This window comes from Mycobacterium genavense ATCC 51234 (genome assembly GCF_000526915.1).
GTDB classification, from domain to species: Bacteria; Actinomycetota; Actinomycetes; order Mycobacteriales; family Mycobacteriaceae; genus Mycobacterium; species Mycobacterium genavense.
The window spans coordinates 37,876-52,936 of sequence record NZ_JAGZ01000014.1; the positions used below are offsets into that span (position 1 = coordinate 37,876).

Here is a 15,061-nt window from a genome sequence, read left to right on the forward strand (position 1 = left end):
GTCCCCAATCGGCGCTCGATACGCAAGGGCCCAAAGGCACCTCGGTGCGCGGCGTTGGTCCCCGCGCTGAAAGGCGATCCCCGATGGGTTACCGCGATGCTGGGCGCCCCGATCGCCGCGGTGGACCCTGGCGGCGGTTGATCTCGTCCACCGCCATGCCGACGACTTGCGGCACGGCACGTGCGACGGGTGGGCTCAAGCCGACGCCATGACCGGTGGCGGCGACTTCGATGGTGAACACCACAAGCTCGTCGGGTACTCTGCCAAGCGCCCGACCCAGCCCGTGAGTGCGGCCGATATCGACGCTGTGCGAACTCAACCCGTGCGATGCGGTAACCACGTCACTCAAGGCGCAGCGACGAATGCGGCCCGGGCTGGAGGGAATCACCTTCGTGGCATCGATCACCACCGCCAGCCTGGCACCCGACCATGCCTCAAGCAGGCTCATTGGCTCCACGACACCAGTCACCACGCGAACGCGGGGCAAGGCGAGGTCGTCTAGCGCCGCCGCGGCTGCAACACCGACACCGTCGTCGTTGCGGTAGCTGTTGCCCAGACCAACGACAACTATCTTATCCGTCACCGCCCCTGCACCGTGACCGTCAAGAAATGCGTCGAGCATGAGATGCACGGGTCGTAGCTGCGAATGAGCTGCTCGCACAAGGTGGTCAGCGCGGCATCATCGAGAGCGAGATGATCGGAAATTACACGGGCCAAATCGGTTTCGATGGCCGCTTGGTTCTGAGACGTGGGCGGTATGATCGTCGCCGCTGCAACCAGTCCGTCCTCGTCGATCCGGTATCGGTGATATAGCAGGCCGAGGGCGCTTCGCTGACGCCATGTCCAACGCCGGCACGGGCGGGAACGTCGACGAACGGGTGCGACGGCCGCTGGTAGTCGGCGATGATCCGCAACGCCTCTTCGATCGCGTAGACCACCTCGACAGCACAGACAATGATGCTGCGGAAGGGGTTTCGGCACTCAGAGGACAACCCTCCGTTCGCAGCGGCCTGGGCGGCGATTGGCGACAGCGCCGACGAGTTCAGCGAATACCGCGCCAGTGGCCTGGTCAAGTGGCGACCGCCATCGAGTGACGTGTGCAGTGCGGTGGAGTGCGGCACCTGCGATTCGGCGATGTGGGAGGTGAAATCCGCAACGGGGAACGAGGAACCGGCACTGCGCGCGATGGCGCCGTTCTCGATCGGGTAACGTCCGGGTGCGGTGAGGGCCAAGAACTCGTGCTCGAGTTCGAAATCGGGGAACTCGAACCCGGATACCCACTCGACGGTCGCCAGGGCATGGTCCAGCGCCCGACGTAACTGTTCGGCGATCGGCTTGAATTCCAATCGTGTTGGCAAGGAATAGAACCCGCCCAGGCGTACATTGACGGGGTGTATCGCGCGTCCACCGACGAACTCGATCAACTGGTTGCCGGTCTTCTTCAGCGCCAGTCCTCGCTCGACCGCTGCGGCATGTTCGCGGGCCATGCCGACGATGTCGGGATAGCCCAGGAAATCAGGCGCGTGCAATAAGTACATGTGCAGGGTGTGGCTGTTGATCCATTCGCCGCAGTACAACAACCGCTGCAGCATGACGAGATCCTCATCCAGCCGCACGCCGCACGCGTCCTCCATCGCGTTGCAGGCGCTGACTTGATAGGCGACCGGGCAGATTCCGCAGACTCGCGCGGTAAGGTCGGGCGCCTCGGTGTAACCCCGTCCACGCAGGAATGCTTCGAAAAATCGGGGCGGCTCGTAGATGTTGAGTTGGACACTTTCAAGCGCGCCGTCCTTGAGCGTGATGTGCAGCGCGCCTTCGCCGTCCACCCGCGCTAAGGTGCCAACGCTTAGTGTGCGTGCCGACGAAGTCACTGCTTGCTCCGTTCGGCGGTGAAACTGGCGACGTTGAAAGTCGAGAAGACCCGATCGACATCGCCATCGGACATCCCATCGCGGCGTAACAGTGGGAGCAACGTCGCGGTCTGGGGCACCGCAGACGGGTCGAAACAGCCATAGCATCCGCGGTGATGCCTCGGACACAGTGCCCCGCAACCGGCGTGGGTGACCGGACCAAGGCACGGAATCCCTTCGGCGACAACCACACACGTCGCGCCGCGGAGTTTGCATTCGGTGCACACCGTCTTGGCCGGCAGCCGCGGTTTGCGTCCGATCAGCAACGCCGCGAGCGTATCGAGCAACTGGCAGCGGTCGATGGGGCAGCCGGGCAGCTGGTAATCCACCTTGACGTGTGCCGACGCCGGGGTAGAGGTTGCCAGCGTGTCGACATATTCCGGTTTGGCGTACACAACGGAGGTGAACTCGGCGATGTCGGCGAAGTTGCGCAATGTCTGCACTCCCCCGGCGGTCGCGCACGCGCCGATCGTGACCAGCAACGTGGATTGATCCCGGATTTCGCGGATGCGTTGCTCATCATGTCGGGTGGTGATCGAGCCCTCGACCAGCGACACGTCGTAAGGGCCGCCAACCGCCGCGCTGAAAGCTTCGGCGAAGTTGGCGATCTCCACTTGCTCGGCAAGGGTGAGCAACTCATCCTCGCAGCCCAGCAGGGTCAGCTGGCAGCCATCGCAGGAGGCGAACTTCCACACGGCCAGAGTGGGTCGGCTCATCTAAAGCTCCTTCACCCGCAGCAGCGGTCCCGCTACGTCGTAGCCGACCACCGGCCCGTCGCGGCACAGCAGCAGCGGCCCCAGCTGACAGTGTCCGCACCAACCGATTCCGCATTGCATGTTGCGTTCCAGTGAAACGCGAATATTTTGGGCGGCACCGCCTTTCGCCGCTAGTGCTTCGGCACCGAAGCGCAGCATCGGCTCCGGCCCGCAGAGGAATGCCGTGGTGCGGTCGGCATTCAAGTCCAGTCGGCTCAGCGGCGCGGTGACCAAACCGACCTCGCCGTTCCAGCCAGGTGTGGGGGAGTCGACGATCAGGTGTAATTCGATCTGCGGTTCGTCGGCCCACTTTTCGAGCTGGGCGGCGAAGACGAAATAGGCCCGTGAACGGGCGCCTACGATGAGCGTCACCTTGCCGTAGCACGAGCGCTTCGCCAGCGCGCCCAGCACCGCTGGGCGCAACGGGCACAACCCCACCCCGCCGGCGACCATGACCAAATCCCGACCGGCGGCTTCGGCAAGACCCCAGGTGGTGCCGAACGGACCTCGTACCCCCACGACGGTGCCCGGCTGGGCATCGTGCAGGGCCCGGCTGACCGCGCCGACCGCGCGCACTGTGTGAGTGATCGAGCCGTCGGTGACGGTGGGGTACCCGCTGATCGAGATCGCTACTTCGCCCACCCCGAACGCGTAGAGCATCATGAATTCCCCCGGTTGCGGGGTCCGCAGGGCTTTGTCGAGCGGCATCAGAGTCAGCGTGGCCGAGTCAGGGCTTTCCACCACGCGACTGCGCACTCGATACGGAACGGGCGCCATTGCGGACGCCGGTGCAGCAGGGCTGATCGCGCTGTCAGTCATTGCCGGCCATCTTGTTCATCTCTGCGGTGATGTCGATGCCAGTCGGGCACCAGGCGATGCATCGGCCACAGCCCACGCAGCCGGACATGCCGAACTGGTCATGCCAGGTGCCGAGCTTGTGGGTCAACCAATGCCGGTAGCGCGACGCGCCGGATTGGCGGACGCTGCCCCCGCCGTGGATGAAGGTGAAATCGACCTCGAATACGATGCCCACTGCTGCCAGCACTCGGTGTGCTCACCGGTAAGGTCGCTGACGTCTTCGGTGCTGGTACATGAGCAGGTCGGGCACACCATCGTGCAGTTGCCGCACGTCAACCAGCGACTGGCCACCTCATCCCACTGCGGCGACTCGCGTGACTCGGTCAGCAGGTTCCGAAGGTCCGCGTCCGGCATCCGGCGGCCCATTCGACCGGCCGCTGCCTCGACATCGGCCCGCGCGTAACGGATTTCCTCGTCATCGGCGACCCGGTGGGGCACCGCCGCGAGCACGTCGGCACCCTCCTGGCTACCGATATCGACAAGGTATGACGCGGTGTCACCGTCGAGCCGCTCGGTGAGGGCTAGGTCGTAACCCGGTCCGACGGCAGGGCCGGTGCCCATCGATGTGCAGAAGCACAGCCCGCCCGGTTCGGTGCAGTTCACCGCGACTATGAAGGCCTGCCGCCGCCGCGTGACAAAAGAGGTGTCGGGGTACTCGGAACCGCCCAGCACCCGGCCAGGGTGGCGATCGCGGCGAGGTCGCACCCCCGCACGCCGAGGAAGGCATACTGCGGGGCCTCCTCTTCGGATTGATCGTCGCTTGGCCCATCCCGTGTACCTGCCCACACTCGCTGCCGTGGCGGATGAAGGAACTGTTTCCAGGACTGTGGCCCGGCAGAGTGCCCGAATGCCGCCCCGTCGCCGCGGCGGCGCACCCGGTAATGACCCGGATTCACGTCGACACCCCAGCCGCGTGGTAGATCGGCGGCCGACTCGAGTTCAGCGAGGACAATCGCGGTGTCCCGCAACGTCGGACCGATCACGCGATAACCCCGCTCGATCAGCACCTCGACTAGCCGGTGCAGCCCGGCGGCGGCCAACCACGCGACGCCGGAATCTTCCCCGTATCCGGTCATCGCCACATCATCCGCCGATTCGTGTGCGCCCGCATAGGGGCATTAGGCACGTAGCTGCTGCCAGAGGTCCTACGACCCTGTCACATCGCGGGTCTACGGGGAAGGTAGATGCCGACCGCTTCCTTGCGGGCGTGATATGGCGACCGCATCGGCGGCCACGGGCCTACCTGCCCGGCGGCCGCAGCATTCGCATGGCCACCCGCATGATCGGTTCCGGGATTTGATCCTTGGCCGACAGGGCGGCGTCGGCGGCGCGGGACCGCAGTGGGGTGCCCCGGCCGAAGATGCGGTTCAACGGCCCGCCGAACGGCTCGAGTACGACGTGCAGCGGCGGGGTGCCCACCGCGGCGCCCAGCGCATTCGAGATGACCATCCGCTGGATCTCGCTGGTGCCCTCAAAGATGGTGTAGAACTTGGCATCTCGATATCACTTCTCGACGGGATGATCGGTGATGTAGCCCCAGCCGCCCATGGTCTGGATCGCGCGTTCGGTGGCCTTGACGGCGACCTCGCTGGCGGCGAGCTTGGCCATCGAGCCTTCGCCCCGCTCGAACGGGACTTCGTTGGCGGCCATCCAGGAGGCCCGCCAGGTCAACAGCCGGGCGGCGTCGATCTGGGTGGCCAGGTCGGCCAGCGGAAACGCGATGCCCTGGTTGTCGATGATCGGACCGCCGAACGCTTCGCGTTCCGTGGCATATGCTGTCGCGTACTCCAGCGCGGCCGCGCGATACCGATCGCCTGGGCGGCGACCATCGGGTAGGTCTGTTCGAAGGTGCCCAGCGTCGCCGAGCCGGAGTGTTGTCCGCCGGCGACAAGTTCGCGCGCCTTGGCGAGTTTGTGCTCGAGCTTATCTTCTCCCCCAAGCAAATTGGCGCCCGGAACCCGTACGCCGTTGAACCGCAGCTCGGCGGTGTGCGATGCGCGGCAGCCCAGTTTGTCCAGCTTGCGCACCAGTTCCAGTCCGGGGGTGCCGCCGGGCACCACGAACAGCGCCTGGCCGCGGTGGCCCAGCTCCTCGTCGACCATGGCGTTCACCACGTGCACGTTGGCGATGCCGCCGTTGCCGATCCACATCTTGTGGCCGTCGATGATCCAGTCGTCGCCGTCGCGTCGCGCCCGGGTACGCAGATTGCGTACGTCGCTGCCGCCCTCGGGTTCGGGGATCGCCAACGCTGCGAGTTTGAGATCGCCTGGCGCGCCGAAACATTCGGGCGCCCACTGCAACATCTGCTCGGGCGATGCGGCCTGACCGATGGCCGACAGCGCCAGCGCCGGCATTACGATGGCCAAACCGATTCCGGCGCAGCCCCAGAACAGCTCCTCCATGAACATCGGCAGCGACGGGCCGGTGGGATCGCCGATCAGGTCGCGGTAGAACAACGGACTGTAGAAGCCTTGTTGTGCGGCCTCCTCGAGCACCGGCCAGGGAAACTCCTGGCGTTGGTCGTAGTCGAGCGCGACCGGACGGATCACGGACTCCGAGAAGTCGTGCGCGCGCCGGGCAAGATCGTGCTGCGCTGCCGTCGGTGTCAGGTCGAACGTCATGGATGCAACTCTTCGACGGTCTTGTGTTCCGTCGCGGTCGACTACCCCGTCGACTGGGTGAACAAACATTCACACGGCGCGGCGCACCGATCAGGCGGCGGTACGCGGACCCAGCTGTGCCATCGGAAGATGCAGCATCACGGCCGACGTCGGGATGGCCTCGTGCTCGCTGCGGGCCAGCAACGCCGCGTTCTCGGGTAGCTGTCGGGAGTTGATCTCGCCGGCGGCGATGCGCCGCAGGATGTCGTGGGCCCGGGCGAGCTGGTCGCGCTTGCGGTACTGGCCCCCGGGAAGCTTCACCCCCGCCCAGACGCCGTACTCCTCGCGATGTGCGATGGCGTATTGAGCGCAGCGGCGCTGCTGTGCCAGCGGGCAGCGGCGCAGGCATTGGATCCGCGCCGCGGTGGCCGACCGCTCGTAGGCACGGGCCTTGGCCGCGCCGTCACCGCCGTCGTCATCGGGGTAGCCGAACCACAGTTCCGGGTCGGTTGCGCAGGGGTGGCCCATGTCAGTCTCCTCGCCTGGATCGAAACGTAGACGAACGCGTATACACAAGCACCGCTCGTCCGCAAGCGAAACGTGACGAAAACATATATGCATAGCGATAGCGGTGCTGCTGTGTAATATCCGGCCTATGGCCGGAACCAGCGGGTGAGCCGTGAATCGGCAGGTGCGGCCATCCGTGCAGTGCGCGAGTCGCGGGACTGGTCCCTAGCGGACCTGGCAGCGGCCACCGGGGTCAGCATCATGGGATTGAGCTACCTGGAGCGCGGCGCCCGCAAGGCCCACAAAAGCACTGTTCAAAAGGTTGAGAATGGCTTGGGCCTGCCGCCCGGCACCTATTCGCGGCTGTTGGTGGCCGCCGATCCGGACGCCGAGCTGGCCCGGTTGATCGCCGCGCAGCCCCCGGAAGCGATGTCCCCGCCACGGGCCGGGGCGGTGGTCGTCGACCGGCACAGCGACACCGATGTGCTGGAAGGATATGCCGAAGCCCAGCTCGACGCGCTCAAATCCGTGATCGAGCGACTGCCGGTGACGACATCAAACGAATATGAGACGTATATTCTGTCTGTGATCGCGCAGTGCGTGAAGGCCGAGATGCTCGCCGCCATCTCATGGCGGGTGGCCGTGAACGCGGGCGCGGACTCGACCGAGCGGCTCATGGAGCATCTGCGAGCCCTGGAGGACACCCGCAGCGCGCTGCGGGAGCGGATGCCGACCAGTTTGAGCGCGCGGTTCGACCGGGCCTGCGCGCGGTCGGCGTTACCGGACGCGATCATCGCGGCGCTGCTCGGGGTGAGCGCCGACGAGGTGTGGGACATCCGCAACCGCGGGGTGATCCCGGCCGGGGTGCTGCCCCGCGTTCGCGCGTTCGCCGAAACCATGGCGCCGACCGGACCAGACGGCACAGACGAGGGCAGCGTCGAGGGGACGAATGACCGAAAGCGACATCGGGCCGTTGAGCCGCGCACACCAACTCTTCGCCGGTACCACCTATCAGCCGCCGCTGCGGCCACCTCAGCCCGCCCGGCCCACATTTGCGGTGAATAGCATTGTGGGCCAAGGTAATTATTGGGCCAGGGTGAGCCGCAAGCAGCAAGCATTGCTTTCGGCGGTGCGCACCGCCGCCGCGGTGGCAGCCGTTATCGCCGGCGCTCACCGTGATCGGGCCGAAGCCCGTGAGCTGACCAAGCACGTCCTGGACGACGCCCGCGCCGACGCCGCCATAACCCCGCTCACGCCGATGGCCCAGCGCGAGGCCATGCGTCGCCGCGCCGCGAGGCTTCGCGCGCAGCGCGCACACGTGTTGGCCGCCCGGGTGCGGGCCCGACGGCATTCGGCGGCACTGCGCGCACTGCGCTACCGCATGCTGCACCACCGTGGACGGCGACCGCCGTCGCCGAGCGGTCGTGCCGGTATTGCGGTGCGCGCCGCGTTGTCCCGGCTGGGCCGCCCCTACGTGTGGGGCGCGACCGGCCCCGACAAGTTCGACTGCTCCGGCTTGGTCCAGTGGACTTACGCGCAGGCCGGGATTCATTTGAACCGCACCACGTATCGGCAGATCAACGACGGCATCCCGGTGCCCCGGTCGTAGGTCAGGCCCGGCGATCTCGTCTTCCCGCACACCGGACACGTGCAGATGGCGATCGGCAACAACCTCGTCGTCGAAGCGCCGTATTCGGGCGCCTCGGTGCGGATCAGCCGGCTGGGCAGCTACGTCGCGATCCGGCGGCCGCTATGAGATTGGGTTGAACCTATGTCGGAACAGACCGGCCCTTCGCTAGCCGCCATTCGCGCGCGGCAATCGGTGATGGCGACCAAGCACGACTCGGTCGCCGAGGCAGACCGTGCGCTGATGAATGTGCTTGCCAGTGCGCATACCGCGACGCGGGAGAGCATCAGGCGTCTGGATACCGTCGCCGACGAAATCGAGCGCGCCGTTCCGCGGCATCGTGGCCTGGCCGTCGACACGCCGATGGGCGCCCCGGGAGTTCCAGAAGTTCCTGGTGGCCAAGCAGCGGGAGATTGCGGCGGTGGTCGCGGACGCGCGCGACCTTGACCGCGCGAAAAGGGCTGTGCTGGAAGGCTTGCGGGCAGCCTACGGTTAGCGAGCGGATATTATCCACAGCCGTGGCGCGGTGAATTGTCGGCAGCTGCCGGCCTCAGTACTGTCACCCGGCATGGAGGGGTCGCGACACCGCCCGCGTTGGGGCGCAGCGTCGTTGGGCTAGCCGATGTCGACCTATGACGAGCTCCTGGCCACGGTCGAAGTCGTGCGCGACCGCACCGGCGATCCGAACGCATGGCAGGCGGGGCTCACGCCGGCCGAGCTTGCCGCCGTGGTCACCCCGACGACACGGGCAGCACAGCTCGAGACGATTCTTGCACGGCGGCCTCGATTTCGCGCTGCAAGGCACTCAGCGCATCCGCGCCCTCGACGGTCTTGAGGTGCGCGTTCATGATCGCCGAAATGACCTGCAGATCCAGCTGAGAGCTCGCCGAATTCTGGTGTGCCAAAGCCGCTTCCGCACCCGCTATGGCCTCGGCCGCGGCGCCTTCGGAACGCCGCGGGGCGGGCCCAGCGGTGCCGTGCCGGGGTTGAACAGGTCCGGATGTTGTTGGCGGATCTTGGCAAACTCGATCGGACTTAAACACCCCGGCGGGGGCCCGCGACTTCCAGCGGTTCCTGATCGGCAAGCTCAGGGACATCCGCACGGTGGTCATGACCGCCACCTGGACGATACGTCGAAGTCAGCGCTGATGGCCGCGTGGACATCGTTGTACGACGCCTCGAATAGCCCGCCGGGTGTCGCCGCCGAGACCCGGCCGGCGGCGGTTGCCACGCCCGCGCTGGATCCCGCGGCCGATCCGCTGCTGGATTCGCTGCTGGCCGAGGACCCTGGCCTGCTGGCCGGGGATCCAGGTCCGGCCGAGAGCGCGCCGGCGCCCGCGCCGCCGTCGGCGCTGCCGGGAATCCCCAACTTCGGCATGAGTTCGGCACCCGCGCCGGGTTCGATGGGCGGTTGGGGTACGCCGGGCGGCCTGGCGATTCCCGAGCGACGAGAGGGCGGCGACGCCGATCCGGCACTCGACGACGACGGCCTCGAAGCGGACCCGGCCGACCCCGAGCCCGACGACCGCGACGAACACCAACAGGAAGAGGATGCCGGCGTGGCAGCGGCCGACGCGCCGCCGGCGGGCCCGACGACGGTGACCCTGCCCGACGGTGAAACGGTCACGGCGGCCAGCCCGCAACTGGCGGCCGCGATCGAGGCCGCGGTTGGGGGCGCGTCGATCCCGGATGCTTTCCGGCAGCAGGGCATCACCATTCCCGCACCGGGAACCGCGGTCGCCAGCCCGATCGATCCGCTGCAGGTTGGCGCCCGGAGATATCGGCATCTTCACCGATCGCCATGCGCTGGCCCTCGGCCACACCAAGGCACTTCTGGATGGCCAGATTCAGCACATCGCCACCGTGAGCGGGCCGAGCTTTCTAGGCTGGGAGCATCCGCCGGTCGCGACGACCGCGACCGCGCCGGCCACGACCGAGGCACCGACCCCGACCCGGCCGGCGGCCACGCCGAGCACTGGACAATAGTGAACTCGCCGGGCCGCCCGGCGGCGCAGGAACAGGAAAAAACGGATGGCAAAACGAATCCATGTGGAGCCCGCGTAACTGCGTGAAGCGGCCGCGCACCACCAAGAGACCTCCGACTACCTGCGCACCGTCCCGTCGTCGCACGCCGCCATCCAGGAAAGCCTGGACTCCTTGGGGCCCATCTTCGGTGAGCTACGCGACGCCGGACGCGAACTGCTCGAACTCAGGCGCCGGTGCTACGAGCAGCAGGGCGACGACCACGCCGACATGGCGCACAACCTGACCGTGTCCGCCAGGGCATGGGATCAACACGAACAAGAAGCGGCCGGCGAACTCGGCCGCATTGTCGACGGCGGTCGATGACCGACGCCAATCCCGCGTTCGACACCGTTCACCCGAGTGGGCACATCCTGGTCCGCTCGTGCCGCGGCGGGTACATGCACAGCGTCGCGCTGAGCGAAGAGGCGATGGATACCGACGCCGCGACGCTGGCTCAGGGCATCCTGTTGACCGCCGATGTGTCGTGGCTCAAAGCATTGCTGGAAGTTCGCCAGGAGATCGCGGCGGCCGGACACACCCCGTCGGCGGAGGTTCCGACCCACGACGACCTCAACGCGGCGATCGAGAAACTACTGGCGCACAAATTGCGCCGTCGCGCGGATTAGCCGACCGCGGCTAGATCAGCCAGGTTTTGGCGGCGTCGGGATCCGGCGCAATATCGGCCGGTGGCTCGATGGGGTTGGCGCCGAACAACTCTCGTGCGCGGCGGAGCAGGGTGCGCATCTCGTCGAGTTGCTGCTGCAGCGCAGAATCAACCATGGCTTTACGCTACCGACGCCCTCGGCCCCGCACAATTCACCATCGGTAAAGAGCGTGCGGAATATGTCGGTAGTCTGACGCGGTGGCGATCTTCGGTCGAATGACGGCGCGCCAGCGCCTCCGGAGAGCTACCCGGGAATCATTGTCGATGCCGGCCTTCAGCTCTCCTGTCGATTGCACCCCGTGGGTGATCGGTGGGGTTTGGCCTGCCGAATTGTCGACGGTGACAGACGAAACCGCCACGCTCGCAGAGTATCTCGAGAAAGACCTGCAGCGAATCGCCGGTAGTGCCAACAAGCAGTTGGGCATGGTCAAGCGCGCGGGACTCACCGATGTGGGCCGGCGCGCGGCGGAAGCCCGCGTCATCGACGAAGCCCGGGCCCGCACCGTGCGGCGAGTCGAATCGACGATTCGCCAGCTGGAGATGATGAAGGCGCAAGCGCGTGCGCGACGCCAAACCGCGCAGGTAGCGCGACGGTTCAGCACGGCCGACCTGGAAAAGACGCAAATCATTCCCGCGGTCCGGGCGGCGGAAGCCGATGTCGCGCCGACGATCGACGAGACCCAGGTCATCTCGGCGGTCCCGGCGGCACAGCCCGACGCCGGCGCTCGGCCGCTCGATCAAACGCAGGTCATGCCGGCTGTCACGGCAGCCGATCGCGCGGTTCCCGCTGCCGCGCTGGCCGAGGTTTCCGCCGAGGACGAGGAAGAACGCGAAGCCTCCGGGGGCCGGCATCGCGCACCGTCCGAGGACGCCGCGATTTCGGGGCAGCGAGAATTCCCGGAAATCCCGGTCGACGCCGACGCCGAGACCGTACAGTTGACGATGCCGGTCCCGTCGGAGGATAGCGGTCCAGAGCCCGAGCCCGAAGTCGTCGTGGAAGCCTCGCCGGCCCCGGTGAGTGCGGAATCCGAATCCGAACGACTGCAGCGGCTGTTGGCGATCGTGGTCCGCCAAGAACCCGGACTGAACTGGGCGGTCGGCGACCTCGCGGACGGCACCACGTTGCTGGTCACCGACCTTGCCCACGGCTGGATTCCGCCGGGGATCACGCTGCCGGCGGGCGTGCGCTTGTTGCCGCCCGGACGTCGGACCGGCAAAGCCGTCGCACTGCTCGGCGAGGCGGCTCGCACCGCGACGTACACCCCAGGCGACCGAGTAGGCAGGGCGACGGATTTCGCGGCAACGGAATCGTCGGTGCAGCCCCGCGAGCTGCCCGCGGTCGAGGATTTCGGATGGGAGCTGGGCCGGGTCACGCACTGGCGGGACGGTCTTCCGCGCCTGGTGCACACCCTGTCCAAAGCCGCCACCGCAGGAACCGGCGTCGTGCAAGAGGAGGCCGACCTGCTGCGCGTGCATCTCGACACCGCCCGCTATCAGCTGCTGAGCCAATACCCGGATGTCGCGCCCGCCTTGCTGCTCAACTGCCTGTTGCTGGCGGCCACCGACAGCAGTGTCGCCGGCGATACGACGTCGGCGAACTATCACCTGACGTGGTTCCAGAAACTGGCCGAACCGCCGGCCAGCCGGTGGAACGCCGAGACCTGACGGCAGCGCAAGCGCTCCTCGCGAAAGAACAGGTAGTGCACTACGCATGCGCTCGATACCGATGACTTCCTAGATTTTGATCGACGGCCGGAACCACCGGACGCAAACCTAACTCAGGTGATCGAAATGCCAGTCATCCCGAAAGCAGCGGTGCTACATCGTGATACCGTCGGCGCCTTCACAGCCCGTGCTCATCACCGAAAGCCAGGTGAAGTTCGCGACGGTCACGGCCCTTTCAGCGCCGGCGCCCGGTTCCGCCCCGCATCGCTGGTCGTCCGCGCTGCGGCAACGGCTGGTGCAGCGCGCACAGCGTCAGCCGCGCCGGCACTACCCGCCACGACGGTTGAGCTACTTCGAGAATGCGGCGACGGCTCGCGAGATGGACCGACTGTGAACGAACTACTGATGGTCGCAGAAGGCGCGGTGCTGATCGTGGTCAGCATCGCGATCCACCACCTGTCCGCATGGCTGGAGCGCTGGGATTACGAGCGCCATTGCGAAGACTCAGGTAACCGCACACCGCGTCGCCGGCGCTCCGCACAATTACTCGGCTCTCCAAAAGCCGCGTTAGCCAAACTCAACGTCGAGCGTGGAGGCGACCATGTACAGACTCCTGTTGGCACGAGCGGTAGTCATCGCGCTCGGATTGATCGCCACGGGTGTGGTGATCGGCGCGGTCGAGGTGCGGGGCGCCTTCAGACCGAAGTGGACGCACTACACGTTCGGGGACCTCGGATCCGCCATTGGCGACGTCAGGTCGGCTTTTCCGACGGCGCTGCAGTGCAACCTCTGGTGGATCGCCGCCTATGGCACGGTGTTGGCTGGTTGCGCGCTGTTCTACCGCGCTCGCGCGGGCTCCAAACTCGGCGGCCAACCGGCCGACTCCATCGGTGCTGCCGCCCTGATCGCGGTGGCGGCAAACCTGATCGAATGCCGACTCGTCTCAATCATGTTGACCAGCGGAAGCGGTTGGCGCACCGCGGCCGCCGCCGCGGCCACCGTCAAATTCTGCGCGATCGCCGTGGGCGCCTTCGGGGTCGTTGCATTCTTCGCAATCCTGCTGCGCGACGCGTTGGGCACCTGCCGCCGGACCTGGACGTGGCGGCGCACTCAGCAGGAATCGATCCCCGAGATACTGCGATCGCTGCGCGTATTCCGATGGATGGGACTGGGTCCAACCGAGGCACCTAGACCGCAGCCTTGGTGGGATAAAGTGTTGGCGCCCAAGGCGTTACCGGAGCCGACCGAAGACCAGGAGGCCGTCAAAGAGGCGATCAGAGACTCCGGCCAGGCATTCGCCGCTGTGCTCAAGAACCAGCAGAGCTGGCGGCGGGCCTACAACGTCCCGGGGTGTCACGACGGCGCTGAAACACCGAACGGAACCGCTTCGCGCACTTAGCCTTTCTGGCGGGGGTGTGCGGTCGGCGTGCGTGGCGATGGGCGCCATGCAAGTGTTCTCGAAACCATCCAGCGCGACCGAACCCGCGGCGAATTCCGGTACCGGTGACGCCCCAGCGCCAACCTTGTTGGACGGCCTGGACTACGTGATCTCGGTGTCGGGCGGCGGATACGCCGCCGGTGCACGGCTACTGGCGGTCCAAGGCCAACTAGTGGACCCCAATCAGAAGCGCGAAAAGCCCGGCCGGTTGCGGCCGAAGCGGAACATCGCGAACATCTCGCAGCGGTTCGAAGACGGGGCGGCGGAGTTCGACCACATTCGGCGAGGATCGAGTTATCTCGCCGATTCGCCACTCGGGCTGGTCCGGGCGCTCACCGAAGTGCTCAAGAATCTGGTGGCCTCGCTCGCGATAATTTTCAGCGTTCCCGTTATCGCTGGGTCGGCGGCCGGTTTTCTGCTGGCCGACGTCCCGATCGCCGCCTTCCCGCCGGTGTCTGACAAATCCACCGCCGCCGGCCCGGACACACCGTCGTCGGCGTCGCTGGTCGCCCACCCGGCCGCATATTGGGCACTGGGAGTATTCGCGGTCTTCGCCGTCGTCTGTACCGTCTTCGTGCTGATCACCGAGTGGCGATCGAACAGTCGGTGCAGCGAACGCCGGATGGCGCATGCGCTGGGCATGGCCCGCGCGAGCGCCGTATTCGCGCTGGTGATCTTCACGCTGACGATCGCTTTGCCCGCATTGATGCGGCTCTGCTCGGCACCCAGCAACCACACACCCTCCAGCGCGGGCAGCGCATTCGCCGCGCTGTCCGGTGTCGTCGGCGTCAACTACGTTGCGGCGCTGATCGCGATCGTCTGGCGCGACCGGCACAAGCTGAAAAGCGCCGGCGCGCAGTCGACGCCGCGACTGCTGAAACGTCTGTTACCCCCGGAGGTCATCTCGCTGTTGCTGACCCTGGCCACCTTGGCCCTGCTCGCGGTGGTGTGGCTGGCGCTGCTGGGCAGCTTCGCCGCCGGCGCCTTCCAGTACTGCACGCAAACCGGCTGG

13 protein-coding genes and 7 pseudogenes are annotated in these 15,061 nt (G+C 66.7%); 10 read left to right on the forward strand and 10 right to left on the reverse strand.

The genetic code is table 11. The annotated features are described in order from the left end of the window. Nucleotides 1-88: 88 nt before the first annotated feature. From T428_RS0122135 to T428_RS0122165, 7 genes and pseudogenes are all read right to left on the reverse strand, one after another. The gene (locus T428_RS0122135; protein WP_051465325.1) at nt 89-622 is read right to left on the reverse strand and encodes a hydrogenase maturation protease; all 534 of its coding nucleotides are present in this window, start codon (nt 620-622) and stop codon (nt 89-91) included. Then, nucleotides 580-1,871: pseudogene (locus tag T428_RS30225) on the reverse strand (Ni/Fe hydrogenase subunit alpha). Before T428_RS30225 ends, T428_RS0122135 begins: the two are co-directional and overlap by 43 nt. Continuing rightward, nucleotides 1,868-2,626: an NADH-quinone oxidoreductase subunit B family protein gene (locus T428_RS0122145; protein WP_025738180.1), complete on the reverse strand. Its 759-nt coding sequence runs from the start codon at nt 2,624-2,626 to the stop codon at nt 1,868-1,870. Before T428_RS0122145 ends, T428_RS30225 begins: the two are co-directional and overlap by 4 nt. Continuing rightward, the gene (locus tag T428_RS0122150) at nt 2,627-3,484 is read right to left on the reverse strand and encodes an FAD/NAD(P)-binding protein (protein WP_025738181.1); all 858 of its coding nucleotides are present in this window, start codon (nt 3,482-3,484) and stop codon (nt 2,627-2,629) included. Beyond that, nucleotides 3,477-4,599, reverse strand: a pseudogene (locus T428_RS30230) (4Fe-4S dicluster domain-containing protein). Before T428_RS30230 ends, T428_RS0122150 begins: the two are co-directional and overlap by 8 nt. A 163-nt stretch (nt 4,600-4,762) precedes the next feature. Continuing rightward, a pseudogene (locus tag T428_RS30235) lies at nt 4,763-6,144 on the reverse strand (acyl-CoA dehydrogenase family protein). A 90-nt stretch (nt 6,145-6,234) separates the two neighbouring features. Beyond that, nucleotides 6,235-6,651 carry a WhiB family transcriptional regulator gene (locus T428_RS0122165; RefSeq protein ID WP_025738182.1) on the reverse strand — a complete coding sequence of 139 codons (417 nt, stop codon included), beginning with the start codon at nt 6,649-6,651 and terminating at the stop codon, nt 6,235-6,237. Between the two features lie 144 nt (nt 6,652-6,795). Here T428_RS0122165 and T428_RS0122170 point away from each other — a divergent pair. The 3 pseudogenes from T428_RS0122170 to T428_RS30245 all read left to right on the forward strand — a co-directional run. After that, nucleotides 6,796-7,563: pseudogene (locus T428_RS0122170) on the forward strand (helix-turn-helix domain-containing protein); the annotation flags it as partial. Nucleotides 7,564-7,741: 178 nt separating this feature from the next. Further along, nucleotides 7,742-8,386, forward strand: a pseudogene (locus T428_RS30240) (C40 family peptidase); the annotation flags it as partial. Between the two features lie 15 nt (nt 8,387-8,401). After that, a pseudogene (locus T428_RS30245) lies at nt 8,402-8,753 on the forward strand (DUF4226 domain-containing protein). A gap of 235 nt (nt 8,754-8,988) precedes the next feature. Here the strand turns inward: T428_RS30245 and T428_RS36235 are convergent. Next, nucleotides 8,989-9,162 carry a DUF4226 domain-containing protein gene (locus tag T428_RS36235; protein ID WP_425412069.1) on the reverse strand — a complete coding sequence of 58 codons (174 nt, stop codon included), beginning with the start codon at nt 9,160-9,162 and terminating at the stop codon, nt 8,989-8,991. Between the two features lie 163 nt (nt 9,163-9,325). On the opposite strand from T428_RS36235, the pseudogene T428_RS36240 reads away from it, so the two are divergent. The 4 genes and pseudogenes from T428_RS36240 to T428_RS0122195 all read left to right on the forward strand — a co-directional run. Next, nucleotides 9,326-9,406, forward strand: a pseudogene (locus tag T428_RS36240) (hypothetical protein); the annotation flags it as partial. Then, nucleotides 9,406-10,329, forward strand: coding sequence for a hypothetical protein (locus T428_RS30250; protein ID WP_051465326.1), 924 nt, complete (start codon nt 9,406-9,408; stop codon nt 10,327-10,329). The pseudogene T428_RS36240 and the gene T428_RS30250, both read left to right, overlap by 1 nt. Beyond that, nucleotides 10,322-10,606, forward strand: a complete 285-nt coding sequence (locus tag T428_RS30255) for an ESX-1 secretion-associated protein (RefSeq protein ID WP_245605040.1) — start codon at nt 10,322-10,324, stop codon at nt 10,604-10,606. The genes T428_RS30250 and T428_RS30255 overlap by 8 nt, the downstream gene beginning before the upstream one ends. After that, nucleotides 10,603-10,908, forward strand: coding sequence for a DUF2694 family protein (locus T428_RS0122195; RefSeq protein ID WP_025738184.1), 306 nt, complete (start codon nt 10,603-10,605; stop codon nt 10,906-10,908). Before T428_RS30255 ends, T428_RS0122195 begins: the two co-directional genes overlap by 4 nt. A gap of 10 nt (nt 10,909-10,918) precedes the next feature. Here T428_RS0122195 and T428_RS33330 read toward each other — a convergent pair whose 3' ends face one another. Further along, nucleotides 10,919-11,062 carry a hypothetical protein gene (locus tag T428_RS33330; protein ID WP_169733694.1) on the reverse strand — a complete coding sequence of 48 codons (144 nt, stop codon included), beginning with the start codon at nt 11,060-11,062 and terminating at the stop codon, nt 10,919-10,921. 82 nt (nt 11,063-11,144) lie between these two features. Between T428_RS33330 and T428_RS33335 the strand changes: the two genes are divergently transcribed. From T428_RS33335 to T428_RS0122215, 3 genes are all read left to right on the forward strand, one after another. Further along, complete coding sequence (locus T428_RS33335; protein WP_025738185.1) at nt 11,145-12,611, forward strand: DUF5631 domain-containing protein; 1,467 nt, start codon at nt 11,145-11,147, stop codon at nt 12,609-12,611. Between the two features lie 187 nt (nt 12,612-12,798). Continuing rightward, the gene (locus T428_RS0122210) at nt 12,799-13,005 is read left to right on the forward strand and encodes a hypothetical protein (protein WP_025738186.1); all 207 of its coding nucleotides are present in this window, start codon (nt 12,799-12,801) and stop codon (nt 13,003-13,005) included. A gap of 207 nt (nt 13,006-13,212) precedes the next feature. Beyond that, complete coding sequence (locus T428_RS0122215) at nt 13,213-14,010, forward strand: hypothetical protein (RefSeq protein WP_156943033.1); 798 nt, start codon at nt 13,213-13,215, stop codon at nt 14,008-14,010. Nucleotides 14,011-14,343: 333 nt separating this feature from the next. On the opposite strand, the gene T428_RS0122225 is transcribed toward T428_RS0122215, so the two are convergent. Continuing rightward, a complete protein-coding gene (locus T428_RS0122225; protein ID WP_025738188.1) occupies nt 14,344-14,841 on the reverse strand; it encodes a hypothetical protein in 498 nt (165 codons plus the stop codon). Nucleotides 14,842-15,061: the final 220 nt, after the last annotated feature.